16 protein-coding genes are annotated in these 16,502 nt (G+C 69.6%); 11 read left to right on the top strand and 5 right to left on the bottom strand.

Features of this window, described 5'->3' with window-relative positions:
- The first annotated feature begins 314 nt into the window (after positions 1–314).
- Genes B5Y19_RS14730 through B5Y19_RS14720 form a run of 3 tightly spaced genes read left to right on the top strand, consistent with a single transcriptional unit; the run spans position 315 to position 2,978 of the window.
- Positions 315–2,030: a sensor histidine kinase gene (locus B5Y19_RS14730; protein WP_176168629.1), complete on the top strand. Its 1,716-nt coding sequence runs from the start codon at positions 315–317 to the stop codon at positions 2,028–2,030.
- 14 nt (positions 2,031–2,044) lie between these two features.
- Positions 2,045–2,617 (top strand): hypothetical protein, encoded by a 573-nt coding sequence (locus B5Y19_RS14725; RefSeq protein WP_079591651.1) that lies wholly within the window; start codon positions 2,045–2,047, stop codon positions 2,615–2,617.
- A 19-nt stretch (positions 2,618–2,636) separates the two neighbouring features.
- Positions 2,637–2,978, top strand: a complete 342-nt coding sequence (locus tag B5Y19_RS14720; RefSeq protein WP_055726550.1) for a DUF1491 family protein — start codon at positions 2,637–2,639, stop codon at positions 2,976–2,978.
- A 155-nt stretch (positions 2,979–3,133) separates the two neighbouring features.
- Here B5Y19_RS14720 and B5Y19_RS14715 read toward each other — a convergent pair whose 3' ends face one another.
- Positions 3,134–4,267 carry a DUF2336 domain-containing protein gene (locus tag B5Y19_RS14715; protein WP_055726549.1) on the bottom strand — a complete coding sequence of 378 codons (1,134 nt, stop codon included), beginning with the start codon at positions 4,265–4,267 and terminating at the stop codon, positions 3,134–3,136.
- A 172-nt stretch (positions 4,268–4,439) separates the two neighbouring features.
- Here B5Y19_RS14715 and B5Y19_RS14710 point away from each other — a divergent pair, with 172 nt between their 5' ends.
- Together B5Y19_RS14710 and B5Y19_RS14705 are read left to right on the top strand one after the other, a co-directional pair.
- Positions 4,440–4,643, top strand: a complete 204-nt coding sequence (locus B5Y19_RS14710) for a hypothetical protein (RefSeq protein WP_055726548.1) — start codon at positions 4,440–4,442, stop codon at positions 4,641–4,643.
- A complete protein-coding gene (locus tag B5Y19_RS14705) occupies positions 4,640–5,431 on the top strand; it encodes a hypothetical protein (RefSeq protein WP_055726547.1) in 792 nt (263 codons plus the stop codon). Before B5Y19_RS14710 ends, B5Y19_RS14705 begins: the two co-directional genes overlap by 4 nt.
- 7 nt (positions 5,432–5,438) lie before the next feature.
- On the opposite strand, the gene B5Y19_RS14700 is transcribed toward B5Y19_RS14705, so the two are convergent.
- From B5Y19_RS14700 to B5Y19_RS14690, 3 genes are all read right to left on the bottom strand, one after another.
- The gene (locus tag B5Y19_RS14700; protein ID WP_055726546.1) at positions 5,439–6,068 is read right to left on the bottom strand and encodes a DUF1254 domain-containing protein; all 630 of its coding nucleotides are present in this window, start codon (positions 6,066–6,068) and stop codon (positions 5,439–5,441) included.
- A complete protein-coding gene (locus B5Y19_RS14695) occupies positions 6,065–6,640 on the bottom strand; it encodes a DUF1214 domain-containing protein (RefSeq protein WP_055726545.1) in 576 nt (191 codons plus the stop codon). Before B5Y19_RS14695 ends, B5Y19_RS14700 begins: the two co-directional genes overlap by 4 nt.
- Before the next feature lie 78 nt (positions 6,641–6,718).
- Positions 6,719–8,941 (bottom strand): transglycosylase domain-containing protein, encoded by a 2,223-nt coding sequence (locus tag B5Y19_RS14690; RefSeq protein WP_055726544.1) that lies wholly within the window; start codon positions 8,939–8,941, stop codon positions 6,719–6,721.
- A 243-nt stretch (positions 8,942–9,184) separates the two neighbouring features.
- On the opposite strand from B5Y19_RS14690, the gene B5Y19_RS14685 reads away from it, so the two are divergent.
- The 4 genes from B5Y19_RS14685 (at position 9,185) to B5Y19_RS14670 (ending at position 13,842) form a co-directional block, all read left to right on the top strand.
- A complete protein-coding gene (locus B5Y19_RS14685) occupies positions 9,185–9,700 on the top strand; it encodes a YcgN family cysteine cluster protein (protein ID WP_055726543.1) in 516 nt (171 codons plus the stop codon).
- Between the two features lie 184 nt (positions 9,701–9,884).
- Positions 9,885–12,569 carry a pyruvate, phosphate dikinase gene (gene ppdK / locus B5Y19_RS14680; RefSeq protein WP_055726542.1) on the top strand — a complete coding sequence of 895 codons (2,685 nt, stop codon included), beginning with the start codon at positions 9,885–9,887 and terminating at the stop codon, positions 12,567–12,569.
- 3 nt (positions 12,570–12,572) lie between these two features.
- Positions 12,573–13,127, top strand: a complete 555-nt coding sequence (locus B5Y19_RS14675) for a cupredoxin domain-containing protein (protein WP_055726541.1) — start codon at positions 12,573–12,575, stop codon at positions 13,125–13,127.
- Between the two features lie 13 nt (positions 13,128–13,140).
- On the top strand, positions 13,141–13,842 hold the full coding sequence (locus B5Y19_RS14670) for an HAD family hydrolase (protein ID WP_079591650.1): 702 nt from the start codon (positions 13,141–13,143) through the stop codon (positions 13,840–13,842).
- A 31-nt stretch (positions 13,843–13,873) separates the two neighbouring features.
- Here the strand turns inward: B5Y19_RS14670 and B5Y19_RS14665 are convergent, their stop codons facing one another.
- Positions 13,874–14,368 carry a GFA family protein gene (locus B5Y19_RS14665; RefSeq protein WP_055726539.1) on the bottom strand — a complete coding sequence of 165 codons (495 nt, stop codon included), beginning with the start codon at positions 14,366–14,368 and terminating at the stop codon, positions 13,874–13,876.
- 274 nt (positions 14,369–14,642) lie between these two features.
- On the opposite strand from B5Y19_RS14665, the gene B5Y19_RS14660 reads away from it, so the two are divergent.
- Positions 14,643–14,852: a cold-shock protein gene (locus B5Y19_RS14660; protein ID WP_055726538.1), complete on the top strand. Its 210-nt coding sequence runs from the start codon at positions 14,643–14,645 to the stop codon at positions 14,850–14,852.
- A gap of 175 nt (positions 14,853–15,027) precedes the next feature.
- Positions 15,028–16,497 (top strand): DEAD/DEAH box helicase, encoded by a 1,470-nt coding sequence (locus B5Y19_RS14655; protein ID WP_055726537.1) that lies wholly within the window; start codon positions 15,028–15,030, stop codon positions 16,495–16,497.
- The last annotated feature ends 5 nt before the right edge of the window (positions 16,498–16,502 follow it).

Below are 16,502 nucleotides of genomic sequence, written 5' to 3'. Positions count from 1 at the left end.
GGTGGCGATCTTCAGCTTCCGTTCACCCTGCTGCGAACATCGCAGCGTCCGAGAAAATCGGTTGGAGCGGAGTATCGTTTTGAAAAATATCGAAAATTTTTGATCGCCCGCTGTCGCCGGCCCGCTCCTCGTCATTCGCTTTAAGCCCCGCTTAAACCGCACATGGCGAGATGCGGAGTGCGGGCAGCCTGGCCCGCAAGAGTTTGGGCGTTGCGTTCCGTATGGCGATCACGGCACTGAGGACACAAGCGGCGGCACTGGTGCATGCATCGGTGCGGTCGGACCTGGGGGAGAGCCTCCGCCACGAGCGCTTCGTGCTGACGCGCCTGCTCGTCGGCGGCGGCGTGCTCGGCCTCGCCCCCGCCTATCTCGCCTGGCGCGGTACGCTCGGCGCTTTCGAGGCCGCCATGTTCGTGGCCGCTGCCCTGCCGCTGCTCGCCGTCTTCCTGCTCTCGCGCACGGGCCGTCTCGATGTCGCGCATGCGATCTCGGCCGCAGCCCTGTCGCTCTTCATCGTCGCACTGGCCGGCGCCACCGGCGGGCTTGCCTCGCCGCTGCTGCTGTGGCTCGCGGTCGTGCCGGTCGAGGCCGCGTTCTTCGGTTCCTTCGGCTTCGTCCTGCGCGCTGGCTGGATCGCGCTGGCGGCGCTGGCCGCTGCTTTCGGGCTGCAGCAGGCCGGCCTCTTCGCCGAGGCTTCGGCCTGGACGGGCCTCGCCATGCCGTTTCTGGCGGTCGCCGCCCTGGCCCAGGCGCTGGTGACGGCCGCGGTTCTGCTGCGCCGCCGTGACGGCGAGGAGCGCGCACACCGCGTCTCCGACGCCCGCGCGCGCCTCCTGCTCGACCATGTCGGGGATCTCGTCACCTGGCATGATGCCGGCGGCGCCGTCGTCTTCGCCAATGCTGCCGCGCAGGCCCTGACCGGAGCCGAACCGCGCGAGCTGCTCGGGCGCGGGCTGTTCGAGCGCGTGCATATCGCCGACAGGCCGCTCTTCCTGAAGGCTCTGAGCGACGCCGCGCATGGCGGCTGCGGCGCCACCGTCAGCTTCCGGACGCTCTTCGTCCCGAAGGGACAGGCCGGCGAGGCGCGCACCCCGGTTTCGCTGTGGCTGGAAATGCAGGCCTACCGGGTCGACGAGGGCGGCTCTCCGGATGGCGCGGCCGTCGTCTGCGTGATGCGCGACGTGACCGCGCGCCGCCATGCGGAGGAGGAGCGCGACCGCGGCCATGCCGAGGCGCTGCGGGCCAATGACGTCAAGGGCCAGTTCCTGGCCACGGTCAGCCATGAGCTGCGCACGCCGCTGAACGCGATCATCGGCTTCTCCGAGATGCTGAGTGCCGAGGAGAACGGCTGGATCGATGCCGAGAAGCGGCTCGAATATGCCCGCATCATCCACGCTTCGGGCCATCACCTCCTCGACGTGGTCAACACGTTGCTGGACATCTCGAAGATCGAGAGCGGCGCGATGACGATCGAGCGCGAGCCGCTCGACCTCGCTGCCATGGCCGGCGATTGCTGCGCCCTGATGGCGCTCCGCGCCGAAACCGCCGGCGTCGTGCTGGAGCGTGTGGCCGGTCCGGCCTTGCCGCTGATCGAGGGCGACCGGCGCGCCGTGAAGCAGGTCCTGCTCAATCTCCTGTCCAATGCCGTCAAGTTCACGCCCGCCGGCGGCCGTGTGGTGCTCGCCATCGTCCGCGACGGCGACACGGTCGATCTCTCGGTATCCGATACCGGCATCGGCATCGCTGCGGCCGATCTGCCGCGGCTGGGCGATCCCTTCTTCCAGGTCAAGGGCGCCTATGACCGCAGCCATGAGGGGACGGGCCTCGGCCTGTCGGTGGTGCGCGGCCTCGTCGGGCTCCATGGCGGCCGGCTCACGGTCGAGAGCGCGCCCGATGTCGGCACGCGCGTCTCCGTCCGCCTGCCCGTCGGCGGGGCAGGGGGCGCTGAGCAGCCGGCCAAGATTGTCACCTTCGCCCGGGCGCCGCGCCGGGGCCTCGAAACCAAAGAACCTCTCCGCCTGACCGCCTGAAGACGAGCTGACGCATGTCCATGACCATGGCCGCCCGCGCCCATTCCAGCGCCTCCCTGTCCGCACCGGTCCGGCGCGCGCAGCCGGCGCGTCGGAAGACCACCTGGCTCGGCCGCCTGGGCCGCGGCGTCGGCCGCCGTCCGGGCCGGGCGCTGCTGCTCCTCGCTTTCGGTGTCGTCGCGGCGGCGATCGTCGTCAACGCGCTGATGTTCCAGAAGGCGCGCCACCCGGCGCCGATGCTTTCGACCGCGCCGGTCGCGCCGCCGCGGGCGGCGGTCGAGCGTCGCGCCGAGCCTGCCCCCGCGCCGGCTGTCGAGGCGCCCGCTGCGCTCCAGCCCTCGCTGCCGCCGGCGCGGCCGAACGACCTGTCGCATGCGCAGCCGGCACGCGAAGCGGCGCCGCGCCCGCCTGCGCCGGTTTCCGCCCAGCCGCGCACCGCGCAGCCCGCTCCGGCCGCGGCACCGCGCGCAGCCGCGGCGCCGGTTCGTGACCCGATCGCCGATCTCATCAATGGCGACCTGCGTCCGCCGGCCGACGTCCGGGGTGCGCGCTCCGCCGCCGCTCCGCGGCGCTCCGCCGAGAACTGAGCGGGAGCGCGGCCGGGCGATGGCGCGGCTGACCAGCGAATTCTGGGTCTCGGCCTATATCCGGCAGGCCTCGCATGACGGGCTCGTCGCCATGCTGCGCCGCCGCGGCGCGCGCGAGGCCGGGGCGATCTTCGTCAAGCTCGACCGGCTCGACGGCACCGCGGCGCTCTACGGCCCGGCGCCGCAGGCGCTGGCCGCGGATGATGGCGAACGGCGCTTCCAGCTCCTGCTCGATTCCGATCCGCTCGCAGTCGAGGATCGCGTCGCGCGCGAGCTGCGTTTCGACGCCGATCTCTGGCTGGTCGAGATCGAGAACCGGGCGGGCGATCCGCGCATCGTTCTCGCGAAGGACGAGCCTTAGCCACCCTGCGCGCCGCCGGGGTGACCTTGGCAATCGTCATTGCGCGGAGCGTAGCGACGAAGCAATCCAGGAGGACCGGGTCGAACGCTTCTGCCCGATCCTCCTGGATTGCTTCGCTAGCGCTCGCAATGACGGTTTGCGCGCAAACAAAACCCCTAGCCGCGGTCTCGGCGCGCGCCGATCCGGCCCATGATCTCCGTCATGCTCGGCTGCGCTTCCGGGCGCGCCGCTGCGGGGCGTGCGGGCGTGCCGCTCGGATCCATCGCCGGCTGGTGCTGGCCCTTCCGCTGCTGCGGCGCGGCGGCTGTCCCGGCGACCTGCATCGCCAGCCGGTAGGCGGTGGCGGGCCGCGCCATCCGCATCAGCTCGACCAGCGCGAAGATCCGCTGCACCGAATGCGCGGTGTCGTCGCCGAGACGGATCAGAAAGCGCGTCGCATCCTCGACGCTGACGCCGCTGGCGATCAGCGCGAGCGCGGCAAGGTCGCGCGAGGGGTCGCCGGCGATGGCGGCCGCCAGGTCCGGGCCGCCGCCGAGATGGCTCGCGATCGCGCCGAAGGCACCGGCGCGATCGTCGCCGGCCATGGCGAGCCAGCCCGCGAAGACCGCCTCAGGGACGGCCGGGCGCCGTTCGCCCGGATGCAGCGCCTCCCGGGCGAGCAACGATTCGAGAATGGCGAGGCGGCGCTCCGGTCCGGCGCGCAGGAAGAGCGGGGCAAGTTCGAGGTTGGACAGGTCGGCGCGCCCCAGCAGGCCGGGCTGATAGGCGGGGTCGAGCCGTGCCCGCCCGATCAGGATCTCGACGGCGGCGCGCGGCAGCGGCGCCTCGGAATTGTCGATCAACGTCAGGTCGAGCGTGCGGCTCTCCTCCGCGACGAGGAGCAGGACGGCGGCATTGGTGAGATCGGTGCGGGTGGCGAGCGCTGCCCGGATCGCCGCATCGCCTGTTTCGGCGAAGCCTTCGAGCGCGGCCGGCGACAACGGCATGCCGTGCCGCAGCAGCTCGACCAGCACCGCCCCGCCCCGTGCGGCGAGTGCAGCCAGGACCTCCGGCGCGCTATGCGGCCAGCCGGCCAGCTTGCGGGCGAGGATCAGGGCGGTGGGATCGTCGATCGTCGGGATCAGCGCGAGCGCCATCTCGCGAAAGGCCATGAGGTCGTGCTGCGGCGGCTGCCCTGTCGACATCAGCAGGTCCGCCTTGACGCGCAGGGAGACCTGGCTGAGGTCGAGGCCGCCGTCCCGCGCGATGCGGGCGAGATCGGCGAGTTCCTTGGATATACGGGCAGGCATGGCTGGCTCGGGCTGGCGAATCCGATGAGTTTGCGCAGATTATCCCCGAGGCATTAAGGCTACGTTAACCATGTCCGCGCCTGATGCGTGTGAGGGCCTGCGACTCGGTGCGGACTCGCGCACCAAATCGGCCCTCGCGATCGCAATTCGGGCGCTGGATAGGAGGCGCTTCATGGCCGTCGTCATCCCCTTCGCGCCCAAGCGGCGCCAGCAGCTCCGGTCCTGCTCCGTTCCGCTGCGCATGGCGGAAATCCTGTTCTTCACCGGCGTGCGCTATGAGCGTGCCGCCGAGGCCCGGCCTCTCGAGGGCAGGGCGCCGGGACGGCGCCCGCGCAAGACGACGACGCGCAAGACAGCGCGCGGGCAGCCTGCGTGACACGAGGCCTGCCTGAGAAACCGCTACGCGACGGACGCCGGCCGCGCATCGCCCTGGCGCTGTCATCGGGGCTCGTCCTTGCCGCCTGCACCGCGACACAGGGCGATCTCGGCCGCCCGCGCCCCACTGTCTGGTCGCAGCTCATCGCGCCCGAATCCGGCTTCCTGTCCGCCGCGGCCCGCGGCGAGCAGGCATCCTATTTCCGCCTCACCGACGACGAGGAGCAGTTGCGGGACCGCGCCTGGCGCTTCGTCATGCCGGGCCATGAACGCAGCGTCTTCCAGGGCGAGGTCTCCAATCTCGCCCATACCCGGATCTTGCCGGTCTCGGCGCAGTCGACCGATGTCTCCGACTATTTCCGTGCGCTGACCTCGATGTCCTTCGCCTCGCAGGCTTCGCGCTACAACCGCCTCGCGGAGGATGTGAACGCCGATCGCCTGCTGATCGGGCCCTTCCGCGCCAATGCCATGCGCGTCGTCAGCATGGACCGCGTCCGCATGCGGACCGTGGAGGCTTCGCCCGATGTTGCGGCAGGCAAGCAGGAGCCGGCGCTGGCGCGCGTGATCGAGAATGAGGGGCTGGTCTTCTGGGTCTGCGAGCGGCTCGATTTCCGGATCAGGAGCTATCGCTACGCCCTGACCAATCTCGTCGTCGAGATGCCCTCGCGCGAGGCAGTCCGGGCCGAGCGCGCGATCATGGCGCTCGAGGCCGAGGCGTTGCCGCTCTGCCAGATGCCCCTGAACGACGCGTTCGGCGAGGGCAAGCGCCCGGTCGTCTACAAGGGCTGAGGCGCGGTCAGCCCGCCGTTTCGCAGGCGACACCGGTCGCGAGCGCTTCGGCATCGGCACGGTCGGACGGCAGGCGCATCAGCACGCGCGCCACGATCAGCCCCTGCTCTGTGTCGGAGACGACGCGCAGTTCGCGGCTCGTCTCGCCCTCCTCGTCGGCCGCGATGCGCTCGTCGCGCTGCGCCTCCGTCATCACCAGGAATTCCAGCACGTCCCGGATCGCCGCCCGGTCGGTGATGGCGTAGATCACCCCGCCGCCCTGCCGGTGCAGCGTCAGCCCCAGCGGCAACGCCCCCGTCCGGGCGACGACCCGCACCGGCCCGGCCGACAGGTCGTAGCTGCAGATGGCGGTGACGACGTCCGGATCGGCCTCGCGCAGGGGCGGCAGCCCCTGCGGATTGCCGGGGGGCGGGACGAGCGCGGCATGGCCCTCCGTCCCGAGCTCGCGATAGGCATGGGCCGCGTCGCGCTGCGACAGTGCGGGCACGGCAAGGATGGTGACGATATGCACGATCGCGGCGAGCATCAGCCCCGCCAGCGTGGTCATGATGGCGCGCGCGAGCCCGGCGCGCAGCCGCGCCCGCCAGTGCCCGGCGGGCGGATGGGCCGCCATGGTGCCGTGGTCGAGCGCGTTCATCGGCAATCGAGACGTGCGATGCGAGGCAGGTTGGCCGCCCGCGTCTCGCCGGTTTGCGTCGAGATCGGCGTGTCATAGAGGCGCAGCCGGATCTGGAAGCGGCCGCTCACCGGCAGCGGCAGCCAGTTGCCGGCCTCCGGTGTCGCCGCGGCGACGATCAGCATCCGGCCGTCCTCCGGCCGCACGATCTCCGAATCGGTGAAGCTCCTGCGTTCGAGCGGCAGGCGGAAGGGCAGGCCCTCGCCGTCCGTGATGCCGATCGTCCAGCTGCGTGCCGGCGGCGTCGCCCCGCTCAGCCGGTAGCGGCAGCGCCCGTCGAGCGCCTGCCCGTCATCGTCATGCTCGGCGATCAGCTCCAGCCCTTCGCCCGAGCCGAGCGGCAGATGCACGCCGCGGGCGAGATAGGCGCGCATATAGGGATCGACGTCGCGCCCGCCGCTGCGCGGCCAGGCCGCCCAGGCACCGACCTCGATCTTGCCGAGGGCCGGCCTTCCGGCGACGGCCCAATGGGCCGTTCCGAGCCCAAGCCCCGCGCCGAGCGCGAGGATATAGGCGAGATCGAGAATCCGCACGCGTGCCGTCCACCCAGACGAGAGGCTCCCCGCAGAAGGATTGGCCCGCCGCAGCGGCGCTCGTCAACCGCCGGTGGCTCAGCGCAGCCGGTTCTCGCCGCCGGAGATGTCGCGGATGCCGACCTGGATCGGCCGCCCCGCCACGCGCGAGCGCTCGATCGTCCGGAACAGCGAGCCGACCGAGGAGAGCACCTCGAAGGACTGGCGCGGCATGTGCCCGGCGCCGGGGCCGTCCTGGCCGGCGGCGCCGGGAGCGGGCGCGCCCGCCTTGGCCACGGCGGCACCCTTCGGATCGGTGGCAGGCACGCCCGGAATCGGCTTCAGCTCGAGCCCCTGATGGGCGAACTGCATGATTTCCTTCCAGGTCATTGCGGGCAGCGAGCCGCCGGTCATGTTGGCGGTCTCGGCGGAGTTGTCGTTGCCGAACCAGACGGCGCCGACGAGGTTGCCGGAATAGCCGACATACCAGGCGTCCTTGTAGCCGTTGGTGGTGCCGGTCTTCCCGGCGGTGACGACGCCGTCGAGCGCGGCGCGCCGGCCGGTGCCCTCGGTCGGCACCTTGGAGAGCATGAAGTTCATGTCCTGCGCGACCTGCGCGCTGAGCACCTGCTTCGGCGGGGGCTCGTCGCGGTCGTGGCGGTAGATCACCTCTCCCTGCGAATTGCTGACCTCGATCGCGGCATAGGGCTTTGCCCGCTTGCCGCCATTGGCGAGGGAGGAATAGCCGGCGGCCATGTCGATCACCGTCACCTCCGCCGCGCCGATCGGCAGCGAGACGGTGTCGGTGAGCGGCGTCGTCAGCCCCATGGCGCGGGCCGTGGCGACGATCTTCTTGCGGCCGATCAGGGCGGCGCGCGCCTCATGCGTCTCGCCGGTGGCGCGGCCGATGGCGATCGACATCTGCACCGGGATCGTGTTGATCGACTTCGCCAGCGCCACGGTCAGCGGCATCGAGCCGGCATAGGAGCGCCCATAGTTGTTGGGGCACCAGTTGCCGATGCAGACCGGGCGGTCCGTGACGATCGTGCTGGGCTTGTAGAGCCCCGAGGACAGGGCGGCGGCATAGACGAAGGGCTTGAACGAGGAGCCGGGCTGGCGCAGCCCCGCCGTCGCCCGGTTGAACTGGCTCGCCCCGTAGTCGCGCCCGCCAACGATGGCGCGGACCGCGCCGTCCGGGTCCATCACGACGGTCGCGGCCTGCTTAACGTGATAGGCCGGGCCATGCTGGCGCAGGATCGTCTCGATCGCTTCGTCCGCCCGTTCCTGGATGGCGGAATCATGCGGTGTCTTCACCACCAGCACCCGGTCGGTGCCGAGCTTGCCCTCGGCCGCGAGCTCCTTCACCGAGTCGAAGGCCCAGTCGAGATAGTAGTCGGGGCTGGAATCGCGCTTGCGATCGACCGGCGTCGCCGGGTTGCGCTTGGCGCTGTCGACCTGCCCGGCGGTCATGAAGCCGGCATCGACCATGGCGTTGAGCACGTCGTTGCCCCGCGCGCGAGCAGCCGGCAGGTTGACGTGCGGGGCGTATTTCGTCGGCGCCTTGAACAGGCCGGCGAGCATCGCCGCCTCGGCCAGCGAGACGTCCTTCACCGACTTGCCGAAATAGTACTCGGCCGCGGCCGCGACGCCGAAGGTACCGCCGCCCATATAGGCGCGGTCGAGATAGAGCTTCAGGATCTCGTTCTTGCTCAGCCGGGTCTCCAGCCAGAGCGCCAGGAAAGCTTCCTTGATCTTGCGGTCGAGCGAACGCTCATTGTTGAGGAACAGGTTCTTGGCCAGCTGCTGGGTGAGCGAGGAACCGCCCTGGACCACGCCCGAGGCCCGCGTATTGACCATCAGGGCCCGGAAGGTGCCGATCAGGTCGATGCCGAAATGGTCGTAGAAGCGGCGATCCTCCGTCGCGAGCACCGCCTTGAGCAGGTGATCCGGCATCTCCTCGAGCTTGAGAGAATCGTCATGCCGGGCGCCGCGATGGCCGATCTGCACGCCGTAGCGGTCGAGGAAGGTGACGGCGAAGACCTGGTTCTTGAGTGCTTCCTCATTGCCGATCCGGAAGGCGGGCAGGGCCAGCGTCAGCAGGACCAGCGCGCCGACGATGCCGATGTTCAGCCCCTCGCTGGCGAATTCGGCCGCGACGCGCTTGCCGCCCGTGACGGTGAGGCGATCGGCATAGCTGCGGATGCGTTCGTGGATCTCGCCGGCCCGGCGACCGGCACCCCAGAGCCCGGCATCGAGCCATGAGTCGGCGGCGAGCGCGAAGCGCTTCAACCGCGTCTTCCAGCCTGCCTTCCTGAACTCCATGGCCGTTCCAGGCTTTCCGAATGGCCCCCGACACAGTCCTGCCGCGCCATGACCGCCTTGGCAACAGCGCCGCGCCCGAGAAAGGACACATAGTTACGCCGCGCCGCCCTTGTCAGGGACGGATGCGAAGATTCCTTAACCGCCTAGCAGGAAGCGCGCCCGGACGGCTGTGCCGTCCTGGGACAGGGCACCCGTGCGCCCGCTCCCCTTCCATCCGGGCCCGGCCGGGCGCATAAGCCTGTCATGACGCAGAAGCCGCCGAAGGATCAGCCGTATTGGCGCACCACGCCGCTCGAGGAGATGTCCCCGGAGCAGTGGGAGGCGCTCTGCGACGGCTGCGGGCGCTGCTGCCTCGTCAAGCTCGAGGACGAGGATAGTGGGCGCATCTTCGCCACCGATGTCGGCTGCCGCCTGTTCGATGCCGGAACCTGCCGCTGCCGGGACTATCCGAACCGTTCGCGCGAGGTGCCGGATTGCGTGACCCTGACGCCGGAGCAGGTGCGCACGCTGCCCTGGCTGCCGCCGACCTGCGCCTATCGCCTCGTCGCCGAGGGCAGGGACCTGCCCTGGTGGCATCCGCTGGTCTCGGGCGATCCGGAGACCGTGGTCGCGGCCGGCGTGTCGGTGCGCGGGCGCGTCTTCGCCTCCGAGGACGATCTGCCGGTGGACGATCTGGCCGAGCGGGTCGTCAACTGGCCGCTGCGCTGGCCGCGCGCCGCCCGGGGCAAGGGCGAGCCCGGCAGCGGCCGGGGTCGGTGAGCCCCTCCGGCGCGTGCTGCGCTGCGCGAACGGATGCTGCATATGCTCATTGATTGTTCATGTCGTTTTGGGCATGACCGCGCCATCCCGTCGTCGGCGCCTCCCGGTCGCCGGCGGCATGCGCACGAAACTTTCACACCGCCGGGGCGTTATGCCGCCCGGCTGAACTGAAGAGGCTCAAGTGATGGCAGGCGGGAAATGGGTCTACACCTTCGGCGACGGCAAGGCCGAGGGTGAGGCAGGAATGAAGAACCTGCTCGGCGGCAAGGGCGCGAACCTTGCCGAGATGAGCAATCTGGGCCTGCCCGTCCCTCCCGGCTTCACCATCACCACCGAGGTCTGCACGGCCTATTACGACAACGGCAAGACCTTCCCCGCCGATCTCGACGGACAGGTCCGGTCCGCGCTCGCCGGCATGGCCAAGCTCACCGGCAAGACCTTCGGCGACCCGGCCAATCCGCTGCTCGTCTCGGTCCGCTCCGGCGCGCGTGCCTCGATGCCGGGCATGATGGACACCGTTCTCAATCTCGGCCTCAACGACGGGACGGTCGAGGCCGTGGCGAAGGCCTCGGGCGACGAGCGCTTCGCCTGGGACAGCTATCGCCGCTTCATCACCATGTACTCCAACGTCGTGCTCGACATCGACCACGGCCTCTTCGAGGAGGCGCTGGAGGACTACAAGGAGCGCAAGGGCCTCCATCTCGACACCGATCTCAAGGCCGATGACTGGAAGGTGCTGGTCGGCAGGTACAAGGAGATCGTGAAGAAGGCGCTCGGCTCCGACTTCCCGCAGGATCCGCAGCAGCAGCTCTGGGGTGCGGTCGGCGCCGTCTTCTCCTCCTGGATGAATGCCCGCGCCATCAAGTATCGCGAGCTCAACAGCATTCCGGCCTCCTGGGGCACGGCGGTCAACGTCCAGTCGATGGTGTTCGGCAATATGGGCGACACCTCCGCGACCGGCGTCGCCTTCACCCGCAACCCCTCGACCGGCGAGAACGCGCTCTATGGCGAGTTCCTGATCAACGCCCAGGGCGAGGACGTCGTCGCCGGCATCCGCACCCCGCAAGACATCACCGAGGCGGCGAAGAAGGAGGCGGGCTCCGACAAGCCGTCCATGGAGACGGCGATGCCGGAGGCCTATGCGGAGCTCGTCCGCATCTACGGCATCCTCGAGAAGCACTACCGCGACATGCAGGACATGGAGTTCACCATCCAGGAGGGCAAGCTCTGGATGCTGCAGACCCGGTCCGGCAAACGCACCGCCAAGGCGGCGCTGAAGATCGCGGTCGACCTCGCCACCGAGGGGCTGATCACGCAGGAGGAGGCCGTCGGCCGCGTCGAGCCTTCCGCCCTCGACCAGCTCCTGCATCCGACCATCGACCCCAAGGCCGAGCGCCGCGTGCTCACCACCGGCCTGCCGGCTTCGCCCGGCGCCGCCGCCGGCGAGATCGTCTTCAACTCGGACGATGCCGAGGCCGCCAAGAAGGCCGGCCGGAAGGTCATCCTCGTGCGCGTCGAGACCTCGCCCGAGGACATCCACGGCATGCACGCCGCCGAAGGCATCCTCACCACCCGCGGCGGCATGACCTCGCATGCGGCGGTCGTGGCGCGCGGCATGGGCAAGCCCTGCGTCTCCGGCGCCGGCCAGATTCGCGTCGACTACGCCAAGGGCACGCTCGCGATCGGCGGCACGACGCTGAAGGCGGGCGACGTCCTGACCATCGACGGCGGCAACGGCCAGGTGCTGCTCGGCGAGGTCCGGATGCAGCAGCCGGAGCTCTCCGGCGATTTCGGCACGCTGATGAGCTGGGCCGACAAGGTCCGCCGCCTCAAGGTCCGCGCCAATGCCGAGACGCCGGAGGATGCCAGGACCGCGCGCGAGTTCGGTGCCGAGGGCATCGGCCTGTGCCGCACCGAGCACATGTTCTTCGACGAGAGCCGCATCCAGTCCGTGCGGGAGATGATCCTCTCCCAGGACGACAAGGGCCGCCGCGCTGCGCTTGCCAAGCTGCTGCCGATGCAGCGCCAGGACTTCGTCCAGCTCTTCACCATCATGAGCGGGCTGCCGGTCACCATCCGTCTGCTCGATCCGCCGCTGCACGAGTTCCTGCCGCAGGGCGACAAGGAGATCGCCGAGGTCGCCGCGGCGCTGGGCGTCACGCCGGATGCGCTGAAGCACCGCGCCGCCGAGCTGCACGAGTTCAACCCGATGCTCGGCTTCCGCGGCTGCCGTCTGGCGGTGGCCTTCCCGGAGATCGCCGAGATGCAGGCCCGCGCCATCTTCGAGGCGGCCGTCATCGCCGCCAAGGAGACCGGCAAGCCGGTGATCCCGGAGGTGATGGTGCCGCTGGTCATGGGCAAGCCCGAGCTCGATCTCGTCAAGGCCCGCATCGACGCCATGGCCAAGGCCGTGATCGCCGAGAGCGGCACCAGGATCGACTATCAGGTCGGTACCATGATCGAGCTGCCGCGCGCTGCGCTGCGCGCCGCCGAGATCGCGGAGAGCGCCGAGTTCTTCTCCTTCGGCACCAACGACCTGACCCAGACGACGCTCGGCATCAGCCGCGACGACGCCTCCTCCTTCCTTGGCTCCTACACCGCCAAGGGCCTGCTCGACGCCGACCCCTTCGTCACCATCGACCAGGACGGCGTCGGCGAGCTGGTGAAGCTCGCTGCCGAGCGCGGCCGCAAGACCCGCTCCGGCATCAAGCTCGGCATCTGCGGCGAGCATGGCGGCGACCCGGCCTCGATCGGCTTCTGCGAGAGCGTCGGCCTCGACTATGTCTCCTGTTCGCCCTTCCGCGTGCCGATCGCCCGCCTCGCCGCCGCGCAGGCGGCGCTGGGCGCGATCAAGCCGAAGGATGGCTGAGCCATGATGGGCGGGCGGCTCATCGGCTTTGGCGGGCTAATCCTCGCCTTCGGCTGTGGCTTTGCCGTCCCGTCCCTGGCGCAGGCGCCCGATCTCTGCAGCGGGCAGCCTGCCGCGATGCAGAAGCCATGCCGCGAGGCGCTGGAGTTGCTCGTGCAAGGCGGCCCGCAAGAGCCGCAGCCGGCACGTCGCATCCTGGCGACCGGCACGCCGGAGGGCTGGCGTTACGATTATCTCCAGCCGGGTGGGGCGGCATCCGACGACGACTGTGTCGTGAGCGGAACGCTGGTGCTCCCGGCCGACACGGCCGTGCGCCTCTCGGTGACGGCGAGCGATGTCGTCCGGCCGTGGCGCCTGCCGCAGTTCGATCTGGACCTGATCGGGATTCCCGGTCGGATCGAGGAAAAGATCATCAAGCTGCCGCCGGGGGATATCGGTGATCCGGCTGCGGCACCTGCGGGCGATGAGAAGCCGGTGGCGCTCCGGGTGTTGCCGCCCGATGCCTATGCCGAATGGGAGGGGCTGACGCTCCCTCCTTCCTGCTTTGCTTCCGGCTGAGGAGGTGCGAGCCATGCTGCGCCTCACCACCATCGGCTTCGATGCCGACGACACCCTCTGGCAGAACGAGCAGTTCTTCCGGATGACCGAGGATCGTTTCGTCGCGCTGCTCGGCGAGCATGGCGAGGCGGCAGAGATCTCCGGCCGCTTGCTCGAGGCCGAGCGGCGCAATCTCGGTTTCTACGGCTTCGGCATCAAGGGCTTCGTGCTCTCGATGATCGAGACGGCGATAGAGGTCACCAAAGGGCAGGTGCCGGCCTCCGTCATCGGAGAGATCCTCGCCGCCGGGCGCGAGATGGCGGCCCACCCGGTCCAGACCTTGCCGCATGTCCGCGAGACTCTGGAAGCGCTCTCCGACGACTACCGGCTGGTGCTGATCACCAAGGGCGATCTCTTCGACCAGGAGCGCAAGCTTGCCCAGTCCGGCCTCGGCGATTTCTTCCACGCCGTTGAGATCGTCAGCGACAAGAAGGCGACGACCTATGATCGCATCTTCTCCCGCCATGGCGACGGGGCGGGGCGGGCGATGATGGTGGGTAACTCGCTGAAGTCGGACATCCTGCCGGCGCTGGAGGCGGGATGCTGGGCGGTGCATGTTCCCCACCATCTCACCTGGGTGCTGGAGCATGCTGACGAGCCCGTAGGGCACGGGCGCTATCATGCGATACCGGACCTGGGTCCCTTGCGCGGCCTTGTCCAGCGCCTCGTCCGGTAACCCGTCCGTCGCGGGCGAGGGAGCAGGCGGGTCACTCGACCCAGAGGCCGCGCTTGCGGTGCCATTCCTCGATCGATTCCTCCGGGTATTCCTCGAAGCTCTGATCCGTTTCGCCGATCGCGGGCTCGACCCAACTGGCCTTGAAGCGCAGCATGACATGGGTCTTCTCGGGAGCGCGGGGCAGATGGCTGTCGATGGCCGAGGCGAAGGGGTGCAGCAGCTCCGGCCAGCGCGGATCGAACAGCCACAGCGCCGTGCCGCAGCGCGCGCAGAAGTGGCGTTGCGCCTGCGAGCGCTCGCAATGGCCGGCATCGTCGCGGATCTCGGCGTTGAACCTGCCGATCGCTTCTTCACCCGCGACGCTCAGCGTCGCGGCGACCGCCGACAGGTTGATCGCGAAGCCGCCGCCCCCGGCCGTCTTGCGGCAGATCGAGCAGTAGCAGAGCTGATAGGGGACAGGAGCATGGCTCTCGACCGAGAACCGGACCGCTCCGCAGCGGCAAGAACCCTTGAGCGTGATCGGCATGATCTAGCCTCCATCTGCCAGTCAAACACCGCCCCGCGCAGCGTGTTCCGCAGCCCTCGCGGCCCCCTTGCTGGACCGATCTTGCATTTCGTGCTACCCACGCCGATGTAAGACGAGATGCGGCCGGGTTCTGGCCACTCCTCCGTTTGCCGGTTCGCCGGTCTGCGGTCACGAATCAGATCCACCACACATCGCTACAAGGCCATGGCGAGGCGTCCGCGCGTTTCGCCGTGTCATCACGAGAGACGCGGATCTGACACGTAAGGACCAACCCATGAACAAGGGCACCGTGAAGTGGTTCAACGCCACCAAGGGCTACGGCTTCATCACGCCTGAGAACGGCGGCCAGGACGTTTTCGTCCACATCAGCGCTGTCGAGCGCGCCGGCCTGCGCGAGCTGCGCGATGGCCAGGTCGTCTCCTACGAGCTGGTTGCCGATCGCAAGACCGGCAAGACCTCGGCCGGCAACCTCGCCGTCGCCTGATAAACCATCGGCCGGGCGGGCCGTTTGCCCGCTCGGACCACGACAAGCCTGCCGGCGCTGTGGCTAGCGGTTCGCCGGCTGGACCGATTCTCTGATACCTAGGCCGGATACGGGCCGGCGGCGCAGCCGAGACCACATGCGCCCCCCGTCATCTCGGCGCCCAGAAAGTTTCTTCTTGACCAAATTCACTGATCTCGGCCTCGCCGAGCCGCTGCTCAAGGCGCTCGCGGCCGAGGGTTATGAAACGCCCACGCCGATCCAGGCGCAGGCGATCCCCCACATTCTGAAGGGCCGGGACCTGCTCGGTGCCGCCCAGACCGGCACCGGCAAGACCGCTGCCTTCTCGCTCCCGATGCTGCACCGCCTGCTCGGCAAGCCGCGCCAGATGCCGCAGCGTGCGGTGCGCGTGCTGATCCTTTCGCCGACGCGCGAGCTCGCCGCCCAGATCGAGACCTCGATCCGCACCTATGCGCAGTTCACCACGTTGCGTTCGACCGTGATCTTCGGCGGCGTCCCGGTTGGCAAGCAGATCCGCGCGCTCGGCGAGAAGGTCGACATCCTCGTCGCCACGCCCGGCCGCCTGCTCGACCTCGTCGACCAGCGCGCCGTCTCGCTGCGCGAGATCGAGTTCCTCGTCCTCGACGAGGCCGACCAGATGCTCGACCTCGGCTTCATCCATGCGCTGCGCCGCATCGCTACGCTGATCCCGAAGGAGCGCCTGACGCTGCTCTTCTCGGCGACCATGCCGAAGCCGATCCGCGAGATCGCCTCCGCCTATCTCACCGACCCGGTCGAGGTCGCGGTCACGCCGGTTGCGACCACCGCCGAGAAGATCGACCAGCGCGTCATCTTCACCGAGCAGGGCGACAAGCCGGCCCTGCTGGCGAAGACGCTGAACGTTCCTGAGCTGGAGCGCGCCATCGTCTTCACCCGTACCAAGCACGGTGCCGACAAGGTCGTCCGCCAGCTCGGCCAGTCCGGCATCGAGGCGGCCGCGATCCATGGCAACAAGAGCCAGGGCCAGCGCGAGCGTGCGCTCGGCGGCTTCCGCGACGGTTCGCTGCGCATCCTCGTCGCGACCGACATCGCTGCGCGCGGCATCGATGTCGACGGCGTCAGCCATGTCGTGAACTACGACCTGCCGAACGTGCCCGAGACCTATGTCCACCGCATCGGCCGCACGGCGCGCGCCGGCGCCGCCGGTCTCGCCATCGCCTTCTGCACCCCGGAGGAGCGCGGCGATCTCGCGGCGATCGAGAAGCTGACCGGCGTCAAGCCGACGCCGATCGGCGAGGTGCCGTACTGGGATGGCCGCACGCCCAAGAAGCCGCAGCAGAATCGCGGCGGTCGCGGCCAGCAGCAGGCCCGCCCGCAGGGGCAGGGCCGTCCGCAGGGGCAGCAGGGCAAGCGTTCCGAACAGGGCCAGCGCCCGGAGCATGGCGGCCACAACCGCAACCATGCCGGCGGCGCGCCGCGGCCGGAGCGGCACGAACGGCCCCGCAATCCCGAGCGGGCCCCGCGCCCCGAGGCGGCGACGCAGCGAAAAGAGGGCGCTTCCGCAAAAGAAGGGCTTGGCGGCGTCGCGTTCTTGCAGCAAAGAACACAGCAACCACGCACCAACGGCGCCCGGCGGCGCGCGCGCTGACGCGC

Origin of the sequence: Allobosea thiooxidans, from assembly GCF_900168195.1 — a bacterium.
Lineage (GTDB): Bacteria > Pseudomonadota > Alphaproteobacteria > Rhizobiales > Beijerinckiaceae > Allobosea > Allobosea thiooxidans.
The sequence above is the reverse complement of the archived record's forward strand: the minus strand, read 5'-3'. Positions and strand labels throughout refer to the sequence as shown.

What these genes read in the sequence shown, in the direction of transcription:
- B5Y19_RS14725 (WP_079591651.1), top strand. Translation starts at nt 2,045, where the DNA reads ATGTCCATGACCATGGCCGCCCGCGCCCATTCCAGCGCCTCCCTGTCC.
- B5Y19_RS14720 (WP_055726550.1), top strand. Translation starts at nt 2,637, where the DNA reads ATGGCGCGGCTGACCAGCGAATTCTGGGTCTCGGCCTATATCCGGCAG.
- B5Y19_RS14715 (WP_055726549.1), bottom strand. Translation starts at nt 4,267, where the DNA reads ATGCCTGCCCGTATATCCAAGGAACTCGCCGATCTCGCCCGCATCGCG.
- B5Y19_RS14710 (WP_055726548.1), top strand. Translation starts at nt 4,440, where the DNA reads ATGGCCGTCGTCATCCCCTTCGCGCCCAAGCGGCGCCAGCAGCTCCGG.
- B5Y19_RS14700 (WP_055726546.1), bottom strand. Translation starts at nt 6,068, where the DNA reads ATGAACGCGCTCGACCACGGCACCATGGCGGCCCATCCGCCCGCCGGG.
- B5Y19_RS14690 (WP_055726544.1), bottom strand. Translation starts at nt 8,941, where the DNA reads ATGGAGTTCAGGAAGGCAGGCTGGAAGACGCGGTTGAAGCGCTTCGCG.
- B5Y19_RS14685 (WP_055726543.1), top strand. Translation starts at nt 9,185, where the DNA reads ATGACGCAGAAGCCGCCGAAGGATCAGCCGTATTGGCGCACCACGCCG.
- ppdK (WP_055726542.1), top strand. Translation starts at nt 9,885, where the DNA reads ATGGCAGGCGGGAAATGGGTCTACACCTTCGGCGACGGCAAGGCCGAG.
- B5Y19_RS14675 (WP_055726541.1), top strand. Translation starts at nt 12,573, where the DNA reads ATGATGGGCGGGCGGCTCATCGGCTTTGGCGGGCTAATCCTCGCCTTC.
- B5Y19_RS14670 (WP_079591650.1), top strand. Translation starts at nt 13,141, where the DNA reads ATGCTGCGCCTCACCACCATCGGCTTCGATGCCGACGACACCCTCTGG.
- B5Y19_RS14665 (WP_055726539.1), bottom strand. Translation starts at nt 14,368, where the DNA reads ATGCCGATCACGCTCAAGGGTTCTTGCCGCTGCGGAGCGGTCCGGTTC.
- B5Y19_RS14660 (WP_055726538.1), top strand. Translation starts at nt 14,643, where the DNA reads ATGAACAAGGGCACCGTGAAGTGGTTCAACGCCACCAAGGGCTACGGC.